We start from the raw sequence: 18,401 nt of genomic DNA, 5'->3' as shown, positions 1-18,401 counted from the left end.
TAAAAGGAAAAAATAAGCGAGTAGTGTTGGCTTTCCTCCGATGCATTAGAACCTAGAATGCATCATTTTTAGTGGTTAGCTATGATTTCCTTGGATAATAAATATGAAAGTGTTAATTTAGTTGATAATAAAACAGCGTCCTAAATAGATATATCCTATACTGAGGATTTGAATAGGGGTTATTGGGATGTTGTGCAAAACTAAAAGATGGACTCAAAATCATATTTAAGCTTGAATTCATGGCTACAAAAGGCTGATTCCAACTATATAGAAGGGAGACTCCTATGGCTTAATTGGCTAGTAGATGGCTCTTGTAATTTACTGTGGCTGGCATGTGAACAAATGATAAAGATTTTACTGTTACAAGAAAAAATTGACACCTATTCAGCTGAATCTACAAATATGGACGAACTTCATAAGGTTCTTGACAAAAAAGGTAAAAAACTTGGTCATGATGTGGGCAAACTAATAGCTAAAATTAACGCAGAATATCCAGAGCTTGATATTACAAAGTATAAGACCACTTTAGAAAAACTTCAAGAATATTTTTATCGTAGATATGTAATCAATAAAGGAAGTTCGATATCAATGAATATGTTGAACGAAGTAGATGAATTTTATTTTTTATTGAGGAGTAAAATCTATTCTGATGTTGGTCTTGGAACAATTGACGAGATATTCATCCAGAAAAAACACAATAGGGGACACTTTTTACCAGCATTTAGTTATTCGTATTTGCACAATAAATCCTTTAGATCAAGAAAACATCGTTCTATTAATCAAATGGGGCCAGATGGTAAGGTTTACATGGAAAATGGAGAATAGCATTGCATAACAAAACCTAAACTGAATGTGGCTAAGCCTACATGCCAATTAAGCCAAATATTATATGTAATCAAAGAACCTAATAAAATGATTTCAATAGAATGTAATTCAGCACCAATCTTAGCTGCAAGTTTGAGTAGATGCTTTTCCAACGTATCACGAGTATCAAGTTTAATTGAGACATATAAAAATTCTCAAAACGAAGATATTCTGAGATTATCTATTGTCTATTTGCATTCAACATTAGAAGATTGTATGAGAAATCTAATCTTCCATTATTTAGATTCTAATCATTCGATAGAAAATATTAATTCAATACCATTGATAGGTCATACAAATACTAAAAGAGCCGAAAAGTTCTTTTTAGGTGAACTAATTAAATTTAAAGATAAGTCCATTACTTCCTTAATTTCAGAATCAATTGAAGAATTTGTAAATCGAGAAACTTTTAACAATTCAAATGACATTGCACGTTGGTTGGACAAGTGCAAAGTGGACAAAACCAAAGTAATAAATTTACTTCCTCAAATTAATGATATCATTTCTAGACGCCATAATGTCGTGCATAATTCTGACTTCTCTGTAAATAGAAGTATTCTTAGCCAGGAAAATAAAGTCAAGCATGATGTAGAAAATGATGTTGTTACTTCGATAGATCTAAAAACGATTGAGGCATGGATTAGTGTTGTTTCGCAGTTTTTTATGGAAATAATTCCTTCGTTTATTCCTAAAGGAGGAGAGATAACAATGAAAAACATATAGCAATATATATGTAATCATAACAACCGTTGGGATGCTACGCTCCATGTAAAAAACGTTACCTGCAATTCCTCTTTTTACGGGAAGGAAAATAATTACTTTAAGGTAATTTTTAAGCCTCGAAAAAAAGAAAAATACATCTAAAAATAATTGTGGAAGTGAAAATAACAAAAACCTGCGTTTACTTTGTAATGAAAAAGATAAGCCAAGAGTGTTGGCAAACTTTCGTTGCTTTAGAATCTTGGATGCAGCATTTTGAGAGTTTTAATTATAAGTTACTTGGATAAAGTATACAAAAGTGCTAGTTTAGATAAAAATAAAACAACGTCCTAAATAGATTTATACCCTATACTGAAGAGTTGAATAGGGTTTATACGGATGTTGTATGTAATGCCGATTAAATATTTAGATAGCATAAAAAAAATCACAGAAATAAATTTAAAAACTTCTGAATTATCAAAAATGGCTAAACAGATGAGTTTTGTTCCAGAGAGTATTCAAAAAATGATTGAAAGACAAAACAAATATATGTCTAACATTCCAGAAATTGAAATCCCTAAATACAACTTCTCAAAACTCGACATACCCAATTTCGAATATTTAAATTTGAATATCCCTAAACTTAATATCCCCAAGTTCGATTTTGCAAACTCTGAACTTCTAGAAACATTAAAAAAGTTTTCGAAAATTGGAGAGCGGATTAAAAACAATCCAGAATTACAGTTTGTATTTATTTCTGACCTTGAAGTTTTAAACTTAAAATCAGCAGAGGAATTTAAAGCATCTCTGATTTCTGATTTAACAGATGAGGATATTAAACAAAAAGATGAACTTTTAAACGATAATCTGATTCCATATTTAGAAGAACTTGGAATCGACACACTTTGGATTGGAGCAAATAATGTTTTAGAATCACAAAACAATCCTGACAAACTGAGGCATTGTCTAATTTCACTTAGAACAATTTTGGAATACTTAATTGACGAAAAACTTGCACCAATTGAGGAATTAAAAAATAATGAGAGATTCAAAAAGGAATTTAAAAGATACCATTTAGGCAAGCAGAAATTGGAATACGTTAAAGTAAAAAGAGCGGATAAAATTGAATATTTCACTTCAAAAATTGAATTTGGAATGTTAGAAGAGTTTACCAAAAACGAAATTCAATATGTTTGTGATTGTTATTCAGTTCTTTGTAATGTTCATCAACCAAATATTGGAATTACAGAAAACCAAGTAAGAAGTTTGAAAGTAAAAACTGGAATTACAATATGGCTGTTAGTATACTTAAACGATATAATAAAAAATTAAAGCACTACACACAGCAAAAAACTGAGGTAAAAAACAACTCTTTTCTACTTTAATTTGAAACACTTGTAGTCTAGGCTTATGGATTCGTAAAACTGATTCTTTGAGCTTTTTTTAATTGATTTTTTGCTATCTATTTAAGCAACATAGAAACGTAATTTTATCATAAGGCCTATCAGATTTTGTGATGGCAGAACTCCGTAGCTTTAGAATCTTGAATGCAGCATTTTTTGTGGTTAATTAAAAGTCCCTTGGATACTAGGTGTGAAAGTGTTAGTTTAGTTGATAATAAAACAACATCTTAAATAGATATATACCCTATACTGAAGATTTGAATAGGGGTTATATGGATGTTATCTTTAATTTAAACAAAACAACAGAAAAATGGAAAAAAGCTTATTTTACAGTCACATTAAAGAGGATGACTCAAATAAGGAAGTTATTAAGAAATTTAGAGACTATACAAATCAAGATTCTCAAAGGCAAATATACTTAATAAACGCACCACTAGGGGAAAAATACGAGTACAACTACTCTCAAAATGTACTTGTTATTTTATCACCTAAGCATAAAATAATTTTCCTTAATCTTACAGATAACACTGAAGAATTTTCAACATATTATGAAGATTTCGTTGAGGATTTAAGTTATATTTCTGATAAATACAACTATAAAGAATTTATTGGAAGACCTAGAGAATGGAAAAAAGATATTACAGTAAAAGAAAAGTATGAAAATTTAGATTCTGTAGAGGATTTATTAAAACAAAATAAATTAGATAGCCAATCATATAGAGTTGGTGAATTATTAATATCATTATTAACTAGTAGTATAAATGATGTTGCTAAAATTGGCGCTAAAGAACCAGAGTCCATTCTAGAAAAAGTTAAACAGAATATCATACTTTTTGATGGAGAACAGACGAGATTTATTTACCAAAAATTCGCGAACAAAACAGTTTCGATTCAAGGACTTTCTGGTACTGGTAAAACGGAACTTTTACTACATAAATTAAAAGAGTTATATATTACAAAAGACAAGGCTAAGATTTTTTTTACGTGTCATAATATAGCTTTAGCAAACACTTTAAGAGCTAGAATTCCATCTTTTTTCAATTTTATGAAAGTTGAGAAACAAATTGAATGGAATTCAAAACTATGGGTAAATCGAGCTTGGGGTTCTCAAAGAGATATTAATTCAGGCCTTTATAGTTATTTATGTTATTTTTATAATATACCGTTTTTAAGATATAGTTCATCTACCAATTACAATAAAATTTTTAATCAGGCTCTTGAACATATAAATAAACTTGCTTTAGATAATTTTAAATTTGCTTTTGACTATATCTTAATAGATGAAAGACAAGACTTCCCTAATGTATTTTTTGAACTATGTGAAAAGGTTACAAAAGAGAAGGTATTTATAGCTGGTGATATATTTCAAGATATTTTCGAAAACACAAAAGAGACTGAGCTAGAGGTCGATATTATACTAAATCGATGTTATCGAACTGACCCTCGAACTTTAATGTTTGCTCATTCAATTGGACTAGGATTATTTGAAGAAAAAAAACTTAATTGGTTTGATGATGCTTATTGGAATGCTTTAGGTTATGATATGAAAAGAGAAGGTGATGGTCAAGTAGAATTATCTAGAGAACCAATAAGGAGATTTGAAGAATTAAACATTGAAAATTTCAATAGTACAATTATTCAAAATTCTACAAAAGTCAGTGATGTAATAAATATTTTAAATCAAATTAAGAAAGACCATCCAACTGTTAAACCAGAAGATGTTGGGATAATCATTTTAGATGATAACAATAAAATCTATGATTATATTGATAAAATAAGCTATGCTATTTTTAATGAGTTAAATTGGAAAGTTAACAGAGGTGTAGAAACAAAAGAAAAGAGTGATGATGCGGTTTATATTACTAATCCAAATAACGTAAAAGGATTGGAGTTTCCTTTCGTGATATGTATAACATACTCAATTAAAAACACATATCGTTATAGGAATATACTATATACAATGTTAACTAGATCTTTTATTCAATCTTATTTATTAGTACAAAGTAATGAAAGATTAGATATTTTGAAAGAAGGTTTGAAAACGATAAATGCGGAAAGAAAAATAATAACTAAAGAACCCACTTTAGAAGAGAAAGAAGAAATAAATAATACTCTTGTGAAGTTGCAGAATAAAAAAAATATATCGTACAAAGATTTCTTAACAGAAATTTTCGATGAACTAAAAATAGCCAACGAATTTAGAAAAAAACTTGAAAAGGCAATTACACAAACGGATATTGAACAATTTGATAAAGACCAAACGAAAAAATTTATTAATGCCAATATAGAATTCTATAGTTAATGAAAAATTGGACATTTCAAATCGATATTATATCAAAAGATATTTTCTTTCCTAAAGAAAGACTTAAAAATAAAATTCAAATTATTAATATTCTCTTAGAGGCTAGTAGATATATACTGTCAAATCCTGAAGTTAAAAAAGAAGATGCAAAAGGAGAAATCAGGTTAGTTATAGATAAAATGAGTAGATTATTCTTTGTATCTGATAAAAAATCATATTCAATTATCTTTCCATTTAAAATTTACCAAGAAGAAGATCAATTTAGTTTATCATTTCACAACAATATTGAGATTGATTCTTATTTAATAACTCAAACTAAATCTGCTATTAATTGCAATGGTTTTGAAGATCATTGTGTGTTAGGATTTGCAGACACTATACATGATATTGTAAATGACGAGACTAACGAAGATTTATGGTTTTTTGTTAGAGAACTTATGTTATTAGAAGATGGTTACATAAGGTATGACAACGACCCAAATGGATTTGCTATAGCTAAAGAGAAAGGGGTACCGCATAAACACCCACTGGATCACTATGATTTATTTTATACTAATGCTGCTACATTTAAAATTGGCTTAGAAAAAGATATATCAACTGAACAATTTATAGATTTATTAAATAGACAAACTGATTGTTATTATCTAAAAAACTAGAGATAATAACTAAGCATATGGTTGCCGACAGGTCAAAGCTATATGATTTGTTGACTTATCTGGGGTTTTTAAATAAAGGGAATTCTATGAGTTAGCAAGAATCTTACAAGAGGAGAAGGTGGTTTTTAGTGTGCTATCCAAATAGGGAAGCACTTTTGTGATACTAATTATTTTTATAAAATAACTAGTGTCCCTAAAAATAATTACGCAAATGAAAATGACAAAAACCTGAATTTGATTTGTAATGAAAAAGAATATACGAGCAGGGTTGGTAATCCTTCGTTGTATTAGAATCTTGAATGCAGCATCTTGAGAGGTTAATTAAAAGTCCCTTGGATACTATATATGAATGTGTTAGTTTAGATAAAAATAAAACAAAGTCCTAAATATATATATATCCTATACTGAGGATTTGAATGGGGGTTATGGGGATGTTAGCTTTAATTTGAATGACCAAAATAGACAAACAACTTTTTTTAAAACATTTTATCCCGACTAAATTAGAAGGGAATAGAAAAGTTATGTTTGAAAACGGTTCTTCAATAACAACTAAATATAAATGCGAATTTAAATATTTCGTGAAATATTTACCCGGAAATTATGCCGACTATTATTCGCCTGAATTTATTTTTAAAACGGATAATGATTTAAAGATGAAAATAATCCCAATTCCGAATTTCTATTCTTTTATTTATATACCAATAGCAATGGTGATTTTGAATTATTTTGAAAATATAGAAAAAGAAAATATTTGGACTATTGTAATTGCTTTAATTGTATTTGTGATTTTTGTACAGTTCGTATTAATAATCCCAAGCCTTTTGAATATTAGAAAACGAGTGAATGAAAAACAAAAGAACTGAGGTAAAAAACAACTTTTTTCTACTTTAATTTGAAACATTAGTAGTCTTGCCTCAGAGATTCATAAAACTGATTCATTGTTTTTTTAAATTGATTTTTCTTCATTTATTTAGGCAACACAGAAACGTACATTTCATCATAAGGCCTACCAGATTTTGCGATAGTAATCCTCCGTTGCTTTAGAATCTTGAATGTAGTATTTTCAGTGGTTAATATAAGTCACTTGGATACTATGTGTGAAAGTGTTAATTTAGTTGGTAATTAAACAATGTCCTAAATAGATATGTATTCTGTACTAAGTATTTAAATAGGGGTTATACGGATGTTACCTTAATTTTATAAAAACTTTGCGAACTGAATATTATGTACTAACTTTGTAATTACAAAAAGTAAGTTATGGAAACAACAATCATAAAAATTGGAAATTCAAAAGGTCTGCGTTTGAGCAAGACTATCTTGGAAAAATATAACATAAAGGACAAAGTAGAAATGATTTTAGAAGAAGGACAAATAATCCTTAAGCCAATAAGTAGTCCGAGAAAAAACTGGGGAAAAGCATTTGAAGAAATGCGAAAAAATAATGATGACCTATTATTATTCAATGATGTCTTTGAGGACGAAAACTTTGAGGAATGGAATTAGAACAGTATTCCATCATACTGGTAAATCTTGACCCGACAATAGGTAGCGAAATAAAAAAAACAAGACCTTGTGTAATTGTTTCACCTGACGAAATCAATAAGTTTTTGAGAACAATCGTAGTCGCACCAATGACAACGAATTTAAAAAGTTATCCAACCAGAATTAAGGCAAAGCATAACGGAAAAAAAGGAATGATTGCAATAGACCAAATTCGGACCATTGACAAATCACGAATACTAAAAAAGTTTGACCAATTAACTAAATCGGAAATACAAAACTGCAAAGATATAATCCAAGAAACCTTCGTTGACTAAAATTAAATTCGGAATAAGACTGAGGAAAGTACGAATGGCAACAAAGAGCTGAGGTAAAAAACGACTCTTTTCTACTTTAATTTGAAACAGGAGTAGTCTAGGCTCATGGATTCGTAAAACTGATTTTTTGAGTTTTTTTAATTGATTTTTTCGCTATTTATTTAGGTAACACAGAAACGTACATTTCATCATAAGGCCTACCAGATTTTGCAATAGCAAATACTCGTCGCCTTAGAATCTTGAATGCAACATCTTTAGTGGTTAATATAAGTCCCTTGGATACTATGTGTGAAAGTGTTAGTTTAGTTTGTAATAAAACAATGTTTTAGATAGATATACATTCTATAATGAGGATTTTAGTAAATGTTATATGGATGTTAGCAAAAATTTAAAAGAAAAAACAGAAAGTATCAATATTTTTTATTACATTTAATATGAAAATTTAAAACTATTATTATGGGAAATGGGAATCACACATCAAAGGACAAAAAGACAGAGCTGCTGGAAAAAAGTACAACAACGGAAGTACTTTTTTAGATTATTTAGATCCATCAAGTAGCAGATTGAAGAACACAGACGAAAAGTCAAAAGCTTATCGTAAAGGATGGGATAACAAATAAAAATTCATCCTATTTTACTAAAATTAAAATCCCTCTATTGAGGGATTTATTATTTAAGAAGCAATTAAATTTATGAATAAGAATTGCTTTAAAAGCAAAATAATTTCAGGAATTTTTATAATAAGTAACCTTTGGTACATAACAAAAATATAAATCTTTTGCTACGAGCTAGGAGGAATGTGAATTTCTTCTCATCTCCTTCACTATTTATAGTTTGGTGGCATTAGGGCACATTAAAACAAAATGAAAAAAGATTTAAATAGAAATACACGAGGAGTAAAACACTATTTAAATTTAAAGCAGGATTTCGAAATTGAATCTGATAGGCTTTTTGATTCTTTGCCTTTGTTCTATCGTATTATGTTTCTTGACCAACCCAGTCCTTGGATTCAACAAATAAATCGATTTGATTTCTTAAGGTTAGCTGTTGTTTCATCTGAATTTGATGATTTTGGAAAAATATTAATAGGAAAATTTAGTTACAAAAAAATTAAAGTTTCTGACAATAAAAAAAAATTAGAAATAAAACTCGAGGATTTTTTTCAGAGCACAATTCTTAAGAGTACTGAATATGATCTTACCATTCATGAATTCTTATTAATTCTTGCATACAATGGAGGATTGCACATGAAACCAGATAAAAAAGACGAGGATAAAAGTAATTTTTTTTATAAAAACCTGTTTGAAAAATTCCCAGATTTCACTTTTGAACTCGTAGAATCAATTTCTAAAGTATTACTTGAAATCTTTGATGGATTTCAATCTTTATTAGCAGGAAACAATGATGGCCAATCCCCAAACGAGAACTTTCAACCAATGATTGTTAAAGCAGGAAAAGTGCTTGATGGAATTTATTTTGAAAGAGCTTTTATGCAGTTTCCAATCAGATATAAGAAAAACAAAGGAATTCGTATTTCTTTATTAATTAAACTATTAAGTTCAAACAAATCAGACAAAAACCATATACTCTGGTATGGACATAGATTGAACAAAGATTTAAACATTGGAATTTTTCAAAGTAAAAACAAACTTATTTTCCAAATATCAATGTCTAAAACTATAGTTATAGACATTGCAAATTTATTAGATAGGTATTTCTTACTGGAGATTTGTTTATATCCAAATGGCAAAATCTCTATTGCAATTAATAAGACCCTTAAACAAGTGGAAGATTTGAACAAAAATATTAGTATCATTGATGGAAAAATCATTTTAGGATCTAATATGAGTGGCTCACATTTTGGAGAGTTTTACGAACAAATGACTGTTGTTCAATCTATTGATAAATTAAATCTAACGAGAAATCTGGGAGTATATGGACTAAAAAAATTAAATATTCAATCAAGACATATTCCATATAATCTAGTACAGAGAGAAACGTAAAAACTTTTGTTAGCAAAAGAATTGAGGTAAAAACAACTCTTTTCTACTTTAATTTGAAACAGGAGTAGTCTAGGCTCATTGATTTATAAAACTGATTCTTTGAGCTTTTTAAATTGATTTTTCTCTATTTATTTAGGTAACACAGAAACCTAACTTTCATCATAAGGTCTACCAGATTTTGCTACAGCAATCCTCCGTCGCCTTAGAATTTTGAATGCAGTATTTTCAGTGGTTAATATAAGTCCCTTGGATACTATATATGAAAGTGTTAGTTTAGTTGATAATAAAACAACGTTTTAAATAGATATATACCCTATACTGAGGATTTGAATAGGGGTTATATGGATGTTGGCGGTAATTAAAAAAATAAAAAGAAAATGGCGTCTTGGAAAGATATAAAAGGAATCTATTTAATTGAGAGAATTAATATCAAAGAAAGCGATAAAGAACCAGTTTATTATGTGGGCCAATCTATTGGAATTTTTAATAGATGGAGACAACATTGTGATGGCAATGAACAAAATATCGATAAAGAAATTAAGCGGTTTGGTTTCACTAATTTCTCTTTTTTAATTCTTGAAGTAGTTTCTAAAACTAAAGAGCTCAACGAACGAGAAACCTATTGGATTAATGAGTCTAAGAAAAAAGGAGAAATAAAGATGTTTAACATCAGCCAAACTACGAACACGAATCAGAATTTGATAGCCTCTTCAATTAAAGAAGAAATCAAAACCTTATTTGAAAATGAGATAGGTAGAAGTATCTATGCAATCTCAGAAAAATATAAAATCAACTTTCTCGATGTTGTCAATATAAGAAAACCACTACTTAAAAAACAAGGTTTGAAATATGACTCTAAATCTAAAAACATAGTTGATGAAGAAGGCCAACTTCCTGTAAATTGGCAAGGTGATAGATTAACACAAATCCTAGGCGAAACAATTTTAAAACTAAAAGGGCAAGATATAGAAACTAAAGACGTAGCATACGAATGCAATATTTCAATTGCTGATTTGAAAAAATTCATATCAGAATATGAAAACAGCAGATGTTATGACTATGCCAAGTCAATAAATTAAAAAAGCACTCAAGAAAAGCTATGTGCAATACCTTACGGGATACTTCGCATAGTCTAAACGTTTCCCATGACACTAAAAAGACATTGAGAAAATTAATTTTACTTATTCTGATTTTAAATTTGTCTTGCAAAAGCCAGTACTCAACCCCTGAATTAAAAGCTCATTTTTCAGCCGACCAAATTGCGGATTTACAAAAAATAACTGAGTTTTTTGAGAGCCAAATCTGCAAAACTAACCAAACTGATTTCAAAAATTGTTTCGAGCCAATTCTCCCGAACTTGATTGATTTTGGTTATAAACCGATTTTTAAGTTTATCGATTTTCAGTTGCAGAAAGAACTATATAAATCAATTGGTGAAAAAACATTCAACGAAATTTGGAACTTTTGCAAAACAACAAAATTAAAGACTAACGAAAAATATCAATCGCTTTGCCCAAAAGGTGTTGAAGGAAAATATGCGGATTTTTTACTTGCAGTTGGTCAAGAAAATAAGTTTGTAAAGAAATATGCCGAACGATTAATTGCTTCTGGCGATTTTGAGAGTTCAGCTTTATTACAGCAATGGATTTACACGAACAAAGAGAGTTTTGATTTAGAAAATCCGAACATAAAATTGTTAATCGCAATTCATTTTTTAAGCATAAATGACCAAGAGAAACGAACTGAATAAACTAATAGGAAGAATGTATTGTCTAGTAGTATGTAGAAGTATTATGGGCAACAACTAATCATATGGCGTGCCGACAGGCCAACGCTATATGATTTGTTAACTGATTCATGATTTTTAGATAAGGGGGAATTCGATGAGTAGGCAAGAACCTTACAAGATGAGAAGGTCGTTTTTAAACTGCTATCCAAATGGGGAAATACCTTTATTCCACTCATTATTTTTGAAAATAAATAATGCCCTTAAAATAATTGCGCAAGTGAAAATCACAAAACCTACGTTTGCCCTAAAAGGGAAAAATAAGTGAGTAGTATTTGCAATCCTGCGTAGCTATATAATCTTGAATGCAGCATCTTCAGTGGTTAATTAAAAGGCTCTTGGATACTATGTGTGAAAGTGTTAGTTTAGATAAAAATAAAACAACGTTCTAAATAGATATATACCCTATACTGAGGATTTGAATAGGGGTTATACGGATGTTGAGGCTATTTAAAACTATTTATATTAACCACAAAAATTCATAATGATGAAAAAATTAACTCTGACAATCCTGACTCTAGCATCTTTATTACTTGCATCGTGTGATACAAAAAAAATAGAAGTATTAAGTGACCAAGATAAAGCAACTATTAAAATGGAAGTTGAAGTGGTAATTAATCAAATTGTTGAGAATAGTGAAGCTGGAAATTTTGAAAAAGCAACCGAACCTTACTTAAATAGTCCTGAATTTATTGCTATTAGCAATGGAGTACTTGCTGATTATACTGGTTTTATCAAATCAAATAAAGAATATTTTGGTGCAGTGGACCATCAAAAATACAATGAAACCCGCATTCTATTTACATATATTGACAAGAAGAATGTCATTATGACTTTTATTGGAACAGGACATGCAACATTTAAAGACAAGCAGCAATTCAAAATAGATCCATTTGCAGCAACATTAGTTTTTAAAAAGATTGATGATTCGTGGAAAGTAACATACTCTAATGAATTTGCAACTATTACTCCTGTTGCCGAGAATTCAGCTATCACAAAATAAATACACGGTCTACAACAAAAACTGAGGTCAAAAACAACTCTTTTCTACTTTAATTTAAAACAGGAGTAGTCTAGGCTCATGGAATCATATAACTGATTCTTTGAGCTTTTTTAATTGATTTTTCGCTATCTATTTAAGCAACACAGAAATGTAACTTTCATCATAAGGCCTACCATATTTTGTAATTGTAAACATCTGCTGCTTCAGAATCTTGAATACAGCATCTTCAGTGGTCAATTAAAAGGCTCTTGGATACTATGTGTGAAAGTGTTAGTTTAGATAAAAATAAAACAACGTCCTAAATAGATATATGACCTATACTGAGGATTTGAATAGGGGTTATGGGGATGTTGTACTTCATTAAAACCGAACGATAAATGAAAATAGAGAAAGTAAAAAATTACAATCAAAAAATTCTAGCAATTCTTGGAACACTTGCTATTATTTTAGTAATTGTTTCAATTTTAGGAATAGGAGGAGCAGCAATTTCAGATTTCTTTAGATTTAACAATGATGACGATATAGAAACTGGAATTCTTTCAGATGAGAAAATCGAAGAATTGCAAAACGAAAATAAACGAGAACAAGTAATATCCTATGAAAACCCAAAACTGATTGACACTTTAAATTCAGTATACATAATTCCTGTTTCTCATAAAAACTTAAATGAAGCAGAAAACATTAATGGTCTTCTAAGTATTAGAAAAGGGTATGATTCTGAAGATAGTAGATATTCAAGACGATTCTATGGCTCTTATAACAATCTGATTATTTACAATCAAAAAAATAATTTGACCAACAAACTATTTGAGAAAAGAGTTAACTTCAATGACATAAAAGTGGAATATTTTGTTGACGATATCCTTTTGTTATTTAAAGTTGCTGAAAAAGACACGTACAAAGATGGTGTTATAAATTTATCAGATTTTAAATCACTTTATATTTATTCATTAAGCGAAAAGAGATTAAAAAAAATAGAGAATGAGGAAATGGATATTGTTTCTTATAAGTTTTTAAATGAAAGTAAAGACTTGATTGTAAGTTTCGGAATTGACAAAAATAATGATGGGAAATATGAGGATTTGAATGAGCCAACTATCATTAAAAAATACAACAACGTAACAGGGGAACTAACTGATATTATTGGAGAAAAGACAAATTCTGAACTTCAAAAAATGTTGGAAGGAACTGAAAAATAGTGCCAGCGGAGACCGCTAAATGATTTGTTGACTGCTCCGGGATTGCTGGTAAGGGGAAATTCGATGAGTTGGCAAGAACCTTACAAGAGGAAAAGATTGTTTTAGAGTGCTTTCCAAATAGGGAAGTACCTTTATGACAGTAATTATTCATTAAAATAAATAGTGTCCCTGAAAATAATTACGGAAGTGAAGATGATGTAAACTTACATATGGCCTATAAAGAAAAAATAAACGATTAGTATTGTCAAACCTACGTCACCTTAGAATCTTGAATGCAGTATTTTAATGGTTAATTAGAAGTCCCTTGGATAAAGTATACAAAAGTGTTAGTTTAGATAAAAAATAAAACAACGTCCTAAATATGTATATATCCTATACAGAGGATTTGAATAGGGTTATGAGGATGTTAGGTATCATGAAGAAAAAATAAACAACCGCTAAAATTATAACTATCGTAAAATGGAAAAACCAAAATTGCAAGAATTGTCTCTTGAACAAGTGAAGAAAAAAGAAAAGAGCCTTAAAATGTATATCGGAATCTTTATACCGCTAATCATAGGTCTATTTTTCTTTGTAATCCGAGATTATCTGAATGGTAAAGAAATGGACTGGGCAATATTAACAATTGCGATTTGTACATTAGGTGGTCCTGCAACAATTTACCCAGAGTTAAAGGAAGTTCAAAAAGAAATAAGAGCGAGAAGTAAATTCAGATAATGCATTTCATACCAAATTAGAGTCCTACTATTTGAGTGTGAATTCAAAAAACTTAAATCAATGTGTTTAATTGCTTAATGATTAATCAAAAAAGGACAAGAGAACCATTAACACGATACCTAACATTTTATATGACGGTCATGTCTAGCAAAAGCTGGGCATGACCGTCATATAGGTGAGCGTTGGTAACAAGCTGAAAAAACATACGAATGAAAAACAAAATAATGATTTTACTATTGACCTTATCGTCAATAATTGGCTTTGGACAAAATGAAAATGTCCTTTACGTAGTCGATTCAATTCCTGTAATCGAAGAACCAAAAGAAGGTTTTGGAACATTAACAGAAAACGAAATTGATAATGTAGTTGTCGTAAAAGATAAAAAAGTAATCGAATCTTCTGGTTACAAAGATTTGGATGGAATTATTTATGTATTTACTAAAGAATATGTAAAAAGACCTGATAGCATTAAAGCAATTCCGTCGACCAAAATAATGACCAAAAAAAATGGTGCTTGGTATCTAAAAAATAGTACATCAACATATTCAGGAAAATTTATTGACTATTACCTAATTGGTAAAAAACAAGGCGAAGGTATTCTATTTAATGGAAAATTAAAGGGCAAACGCCTACACTATCACATAAACGGATGTGTATCAGACGAAATTGAATACGAGAACGGAATTTCAAACGGACTTGAACAAAGGTTTTACGATGATGGAACTTTAATGCAGAAAGGAAATTTTAAAAATGGAAAAGAAATTGGAATTTGGGAAATGTACCATCCAAATGGGCAATTAAAACAACGAACTACATTCAACGAATACGGGAAAATGGATGGAGAATCTGTTTCTTATTATTCAACAGGAAATGAAAAAGGGAAAAACATTTATAAAAAAGGAGTTTATCAAAAAGACAAAATAAACGATAAGCTTTTCAAACTTTATAACGAATCACAAGAATTATACAAACAAGTAAACCATAAAGGAGCAATAAAAAAAACTGGACAAAGCGTTGGAATTGGACTCAAGTTGGGCAGAAGGATATTTTGCAAGAGGCACTATGAAATTAAACGATTTTCAATTTGACGAGGCAATTAAAGACTTCAATAAAACCGTCGAAATTGAGCCTTATTTTACCAATGCATACTCAAATCGGGCTTTTGCAATTTTAAGAAAACACGAACTTGGAAACGGTCGGACTTTATCGAAAACAAAAGACATTCAAATAATCGCTTCAAAAGAAATTGAAATACCAGAATCGGAATTGAATAAAATTTGTGCGGATTTGAAAAAAGCGGTATCATTTGGAGATGATAATGGGATGGTTTTAGAAGCATTAGAAAAACATTGTAAAGAATAAAGCCAGACAGCTAACAAAGAACTGAGGTAAAAAACAACTCTTTTTTTTATTAATCTGAAACAGAAGTAGTCTAGGCTCATGGATTCGTAAAACTGATTCTTTGAGCTTTTTTATTTGATTTTTCTCTATTTATTTAGGCAACACATAAACATAACTTTCAATAGGGCCTTCCAGATTTTGTGATAGAAAAACATCCGTTGCTTTAGAATCTTGAATGCAGCATCTTGAGAGGTTTAATTATAAGTCCCTTGGATAAAATATTTGAAAGTGTTAGTTTAGTTGATAATAAAACAACGCTCTAAATAGATATATGCCCTATACCAAAGAGTTGAATAGGGGTTATACGTATGTTGTAGGTAATTGAATACTAACTTAAACTATAAGTAATCCCAATAAAATAAATTCAAAAATGAAAAATATACTGATTATAAGTGCCATAATATGGGCCGTTGTAATTCTCTTAGCTTCATATCTCTATAGTGGTACAGAAAATTACAAATATCTATTTGGTGTATTATTAGTTGCAGCAGGATTACAAAATGCACTTATTTATAATGCTATGAAAAAACAATAGTTGGCGAAATAAGCTTTTTAGATCTTCCGTGTTGATAAAATGCAGAATAATACGAAATCCAGAATATCAAAACTATTTACAACAATATATATAGGGCATTAAAACGCGCCATATACTAAACGCTATATGCAACGGCAAAAAAGCATTCTAATTCAAATATATCTTAACAAAAAAATATCCGCTTATTCATGAATAAGATACAACCAGCCAAGGCTATACAAAAAAAAGTATGGCATACATTTTTTTATAGTTCTGCTTGGCGTTGGTTTCAGAAAGCAATTGTATTGATGATTTTATTTTTAGTGCTAAATCATTTAACTAAGCGCGAAAGTTTTCCAGACGGTGAATCGTATAGATTTCCTATAGAAGGTTTTCTGTCGTCTATTGCTTTGTCTATTCTCATTGGTATCATAGCGCATCTTAATTTAAAATTTTACAAGAAAAAGTATTTCTCTAAAAAAGTAGAAATTGTCACTATCACATGGTATATGGCTTCTACTCTAGGATATATTACAATCATGTATTTTCCTGTAAATATTATTTTCAATATAGTTGCAGGTGGACAGACAGAGTTCTATTATTTATTAATTGGATTGCTAATTACCTTATTACTGAGTTTTATTCTCATAGGTTTATGGTATGCACAAGACATATACAATTTGTATAAGTTATCTATAAAAGATGCTGAAATCACCATTGAAAGCGGCGCGAAAATAATTAAGCTTCGCTATGAAAATATTGCGTGCTTTTACAGCGAAAACAAAATTGTATATACTCTCCAAAGTGATGGCACAAAAATTAATACCGATTTTACATTGAACGAGCTCGAAGAAAAAATAAATGATCAATTGTTTTTTAGAGCCAATCGGCAAATTATCATTCACAAAGATGCTGTAGATCAAATTGAAAAAATTGAAAATGGTAAGTTGCGTATTAGGTTAAAAGTTTCCACTGTAAACGATACGATTGCTGAAATCATGATCAGTCGTTACAAGCGAAAAGCATTTATAGATTGGTTTCAATAAAAGAGGCCAAAAACTATCGACTATTCAGTTATAAATTAACGACCATTCGGTAAAAACATAAGTATTTAAAGGGGTATTTCAAGAATTTGTTCATTATTTCGTTTAAGATTTAAAATCAGAAAACAATGAATAAAATTACCTTAAGACAAACATTAATTCCATTAATTACCTTTATAATCATCTGCTTTTTATGGTTTGGACCAGTGCGTATTAGTTACGTAGAAAATATCATTATTTCTATATTAATCATTATAGCGAATTATATAGAATACAAAGCAAAACCATTTTCAGCACTTGGATTTCAACGTGAAAAATTCACATTTAAAAATATCTTTGTACTTGCTCCATTAGTTGCACTAGGACTCTTTGCTTTTTATGTCTTTGCATTGGTTCCTGGAATTACAAAACTCACAGGAGCTCCTATAGATTACACAAGTTTTGATCAGTTGAGAGGAAATCTCCCTGCCTGTTTAATTGCTTTATTATTAGTGTGGAGTGCTACGGCGTTTGGAGAAGAAATTATCTTTCGTGGTTATTTTATGCGACAATTTGTAAAATTCTTAGGAGAAAGCAAAGTCAGCATTGTGCTTAATATTGTTCTATTTGCTTGTTTCTTTGGTTTTATGCATAGTCAACAAGGAATTACAGGGCAACTTGTTACAGGGATTGTCGGAGCACTCTTGGCCCTGATATTCTACTTGCGTAAATACGATTTATGGTTTATTATTGCTGTACATGCTTTTTTTGACACCATTGCTTTAATTTGTATTTACTTTGGTTTGGCGTAACGATTCCAAGTTATGATACCTATACCTTGAATCTACCCAATAAAATGTGCCTTTTTGAACACGTTACGGAATAAATAGGTAGACTAATACATTGCTAGTTCGTGTTTTCTCGAATTAAACCACAGCAGCTAACAAAGAACTGAGGTAAAAAACAACTCTTTTCTACTTTAATTTGAAACACTTGTAGTCTAGGCTTATGGATT

At 29.8% G+C, this 18,401-nt stretch carries 18 protein-coding genes; all 18 read left to right on the top strand.

What is annotated here, in order from left to right:
* Window positions 1-207: 207 nt before the first annotated feature.
* The 18 genes from P700755_RS03510 (at window position 208) to P700755_RS03425 (ending at window position 18,198) form a co-directional block, all read left to right on the top strand.
* Window positions 208-825, top strand: a complete 618-nt coding sequence (locus tag P700755_RS03510) for a hypothetical protein (RefSeq protein ID WP_015023375.1) — start codon at window positions 208-210, stop codon at window positions 823-825.
* Between the two features lie 87 nt (window positions 826-912).
* Complete coding sequence (locus P700755_RS03505; RefSeq protein WP_157609242.1) at window positions 913-1,587, top strand: HEPN domain-containing protein; 675 nt, start codon at window positions 913-915, stop codon at window positions 1,585-1,587.
* 459 nt (window positions 1,588-2,046) lie between these two features.
* Entirely contained in the window at window positions 2,047-2,895 is an 849-nt protein-coding gene (locus tag P700755_RS03500) for a pPIWI-associating nuclease domain-containing protein (RefSeq protein ID WP_051007998.1), read from the top strand.
* 381 nt (window positions 2,896-3,276) lie between these two features.
* Window positions 3,277-5,268 (top strand): STM2767 family DEAD/DEAH box helicase, encoded by a 1,992-nt coding sequence (locus P700755_RS03495; protein ID WP_015023372.1) that lies wholly within the window; start codon window positions 3,277-3,279, stop codon window positions 5,266-5,268.
* A complete protein-coding gene (locus P700755_RS03490; RefSeq protein WP_015023371.1) occupies window positions 5,268-5,924 on the top strand; it encodes an STM2766 family helicase-associated protein in 657 nt (218 codons plus the stop codon). Before P700755_RS03495 ends, P700755_RS03490 begins: the two co-directional genes overlap by 1 nt.
* A gap of 449 nt (window positions 5,925-6,373) precedes the next feature.
* Entirely contained in the window at window positions 6,374-6,787 is a 414-nt protein-coding gene (locus P700755_RS03485) for a hypothetical protein (RefSeq protein ID WP_041758128.1), read from the top strand.
* A gap of 394 nt (window positions 6,788-7,181) precedes the next feature.
* Window positions 7,182-7,427: an AbrB/MazE/SpoVT family DNA-binding domain-containing protein gene (locus tag P700755_RS03480; protein ID WP_015023369.1), complete on the top strand. Its 246-nt coding sequence runs from the start codon at window positions 7,182-7,184 to the stop codon at window positions 7,425-7,427.
* Window positions 7,418-7,741 (top strand): type II toxin-antitoxin system PemK/MazF family toxin, encoded by a 324-nt coding sequence (locus tag P700755_RS03475; RefSeq protein ID WP_015023368.1) that lies wholly within the window; start codon window positions 7,418-7,420, stop codon window positions 7,739-7,741. Before P700755_RS03480 ends, P700755_RS03475 begins: the two co-directional genes overlap by 10 nt.
* 863 nt (window positions 7,742-8,604) lie before the next feature.
* Window positions 8,605-9,744 carry a hypothetical protein gene (locus tag P700755_RS03470; RefSeq protein WP_015023367.1) on the top strand — a complete coding sequence of 380 codons (1,140 nt, stop codon included), beginning with the start codon at window positions 8,605-8,607 and terminating at the stop codon, window positions 9,742-9,744.
* Between the two features lie 377 nt (window positions 9,745-10,121).
* Complete coding sequence (locus P700755_RS03465) at window positions 10,122-10,823, top strand: GIY-YIG nuclease family protein (protein WP_015023366.1); 702 nt, start codon at window positions 10,122-10,124, stop codon at window positions 10,821-10,823.
* Window positions 10,824-10,906: 83 nt separating this feature from the next.
* Complete coding sequence (locus tag P700755_RS03460) at window positions 10,907-11,494, top strand: hypothetical protein (RefSeq protein ID WP_245536000.1); 588 nt, start codon at window positions 10,907-10,909, stop codon at window positions 11,492-11,494.
* A gap of 523 nt (window positions 11,495-12,017) precedes the next feature.
* Window positions 12,018-12,533 carry a nuclear transport factor 2 family protein gene (locus P700755_RS03455; protein WP_041758126.1) on the top strand — a complete coding sequence of 172 codons (516 nt, stop codon included), beginning with the start codon at window positions 12,018-12,020 and terminating at the stop codon, window positions 12,531-12,533.
* Window positions 12,534-12,910: 377 nt separating this feature from the next.
* Window positions 12,911-13,732, top strand: a complete 822-nt coding sequence (locus P700755_RS03450) for a hypothetical protein (RefSeq protein WP_015023363.1) — start codon at window positions 12,911-12,913, stop codon at window positions 13,730-13,732.
* 459 nt (window positions 13,733-14,191) lie between these two features.
* Window positions 14,192-14,449, top strand: a complete 258-nt coding sequence (locus tag P700755_RS03445; protein WP_015023362.1) for a hypothetical protein — start codon at window positions 14,192-14,194, stop codon at window positions 14,447-14,449.
* 209 nt (window positions 14,450-14,658) lie between these two features.
* A complete protein-coding gene (locus P700755_RS03440; RefSeq protein ID WP_015023361.1) occupies window positions 14,659-15,537 on the top strand; it encodes a toxin-antitoxin system YwqK family antitoxin in 879 nt (292 codons plus the stop codon).
* Entirely contained in the window at window positions 15,512-15,811 is a 300-nt protein-coding gene (locus tag P700755_RS03435; protein WP_041758125.1) for a hypothetical protein, read from the top strand. Before P700755_RS03440 ends, P700755_RS03435 begins: the two co-directional genes overlap by 26 nt.
* Window positions 15,812-16,573: 762 nt before the next feature.
* Window positions 16,574-17,410: a LytR/AlgR family response regulator transcription factor gene (locus tag P700755_RS03430; RefSeq protein ID WP_015023359.1), complete on the top strand. Its 837-nt coding sequence runs from the start codon at window positions 16,574-16,576 to the stop codon at window positions 17,408-17,410.
* Between the two features lie 125 nt (window positions 17,411-17,535).
* Window positions 17,536-18,198, top strand: a complete 663-nt coding sequence (locus P700755_RS03425; protein WP_015023358.1) for a CPBP family intramembrane glutamic endopeptidase — start codon at window positions 17,536-17,538, stop codon at window positions 18,196-18,198.
* The last annotated feature ends 203 nt before the right edge of the window (window positions 18,199-18,401 follow it).

Origin of the sequence: Psychroflexus torquis ATCC 700755, from assembly GCF_000153485.2 — a bacterium.
Lineage (GTDB): Bacteria > Bacteroidota > Bacteroidia > Flavobacteriales > Flavobacteriaceae > Psychroflexus > Psychroflexus torquis.
The sequence above is the reverse complement of the archived record's forward strand: the minus strand, read 5'-3'. Positions and strand labels throughout refer to the sequence as shown.

Coding starts and splice junctions, on each gene's coding strand:
- P700755_RS03425 (WP_015023358.1), top strand. CDS start 17,536: ATGAATAAAATTACCTTAAGACAAACATTAATTCCATTAATTACCTTT.
- P700755_RS03480 (WP_015023369.1), top strand. CDS start 7,182: ATGGAAACAACAATCATAAAAATTGGAAATTCAAAAGGTCTGCGTTTG.
- P700755_RS03510 (WP_015023375.1), top strand. CDS start 208: ATGGACTCAAAATCATATTTAAGCTTGAATTCATGGCTACAAAAGGCT.
- P700755_RS03500 (WP_051007998.1), top strand. CDS start 2,047: ATGGCTAAACAGATGAGTTTTGTTCCAGAGAGTATTCAAAAAATGATT.
- P700755_RS03495 (WP_015023372.1), top strand. CDS start 3,277: ATGGAAAAAAGCTTATTTTACAGTCACATTAAAGAGGATGACTCAAAT.
- P700755_RS03475 (WP_015023368.1), top strand. CDS start 7,418: ATGGAATTAGAACAGTATTCCATCATACTGGTAAATCTTGACCCGACA.
- P700755_RS03445 (WP_015023362.1), top strand. CDS start 14,192: ATGGAAAAACCAAAATTGCAAGAATTGTCTCTTGAACAAGTGAAGAAA.
- P700755_RS03430 (WP_015023359.1), top strand. CDS start 16,574: ATGAATAAGATACAACCAGCCAAGGCTATACAAAAAAAAGTATGGCAT.
- P700755_RS03465 (WP_015023366.1), top strand. CDS start 10,122: ATGGCGTCTTGGAAAGATATAAAAGGAATCTATTTAATTGAGAGAATT.
- P700755_RS03440 (WP_015023361.1), top strand. CDS start 14,659: ATGAAAAACAAAATAATGATTTTACTATTGACCTTATCGTCAATAATT.
- P700755_RS03435 (WP_041758125.1), top strand. CDS start 15,512: ATGAAATTAAACGATTTTCAATTTGACGAGGCAATTAAAGACTTCAAT.
- P700755_RS03470 (WP_015023367.1), top strand. CDS start 8,605: ATGAAAAAAGATTTAAATAGAAATACACGAGGAGTAAAACACTATTTA.
- P700755_RS03505 (WP_157609242.1), top strand. CDS start 913: ATGATTTCAATAGAATGTAATTCAGCACCAATCTTAGCTGCAAGTTTG.
- P700755_RS03485 (WP_041758128.1), top strand. CDS start 6,374: ATGACCAAAATAGACAAACAACTTTTTTTAAAACATTTTATCCCGACT.
- P700755_RS03450 (WP_015023363.1), top strand. CDS start 12,911: ATGAAAATAGAGAAAGTAAAAAATTACAATCAAAAAATTCTAGCAATT.
- P700755_RS03455 (WP_041758126.1), top strand. CDS start 12,018: ATGAAAAAATTAACTCTGACAATCCTGACTCTAGCATCTTTATTACTT.
- P700755_RS03490 (WP_015023371.1), top strand. CDS start 5,268: ATGAAAAATTGGACATTTCAAATCGATATTATATCAAAAGATATTTTC.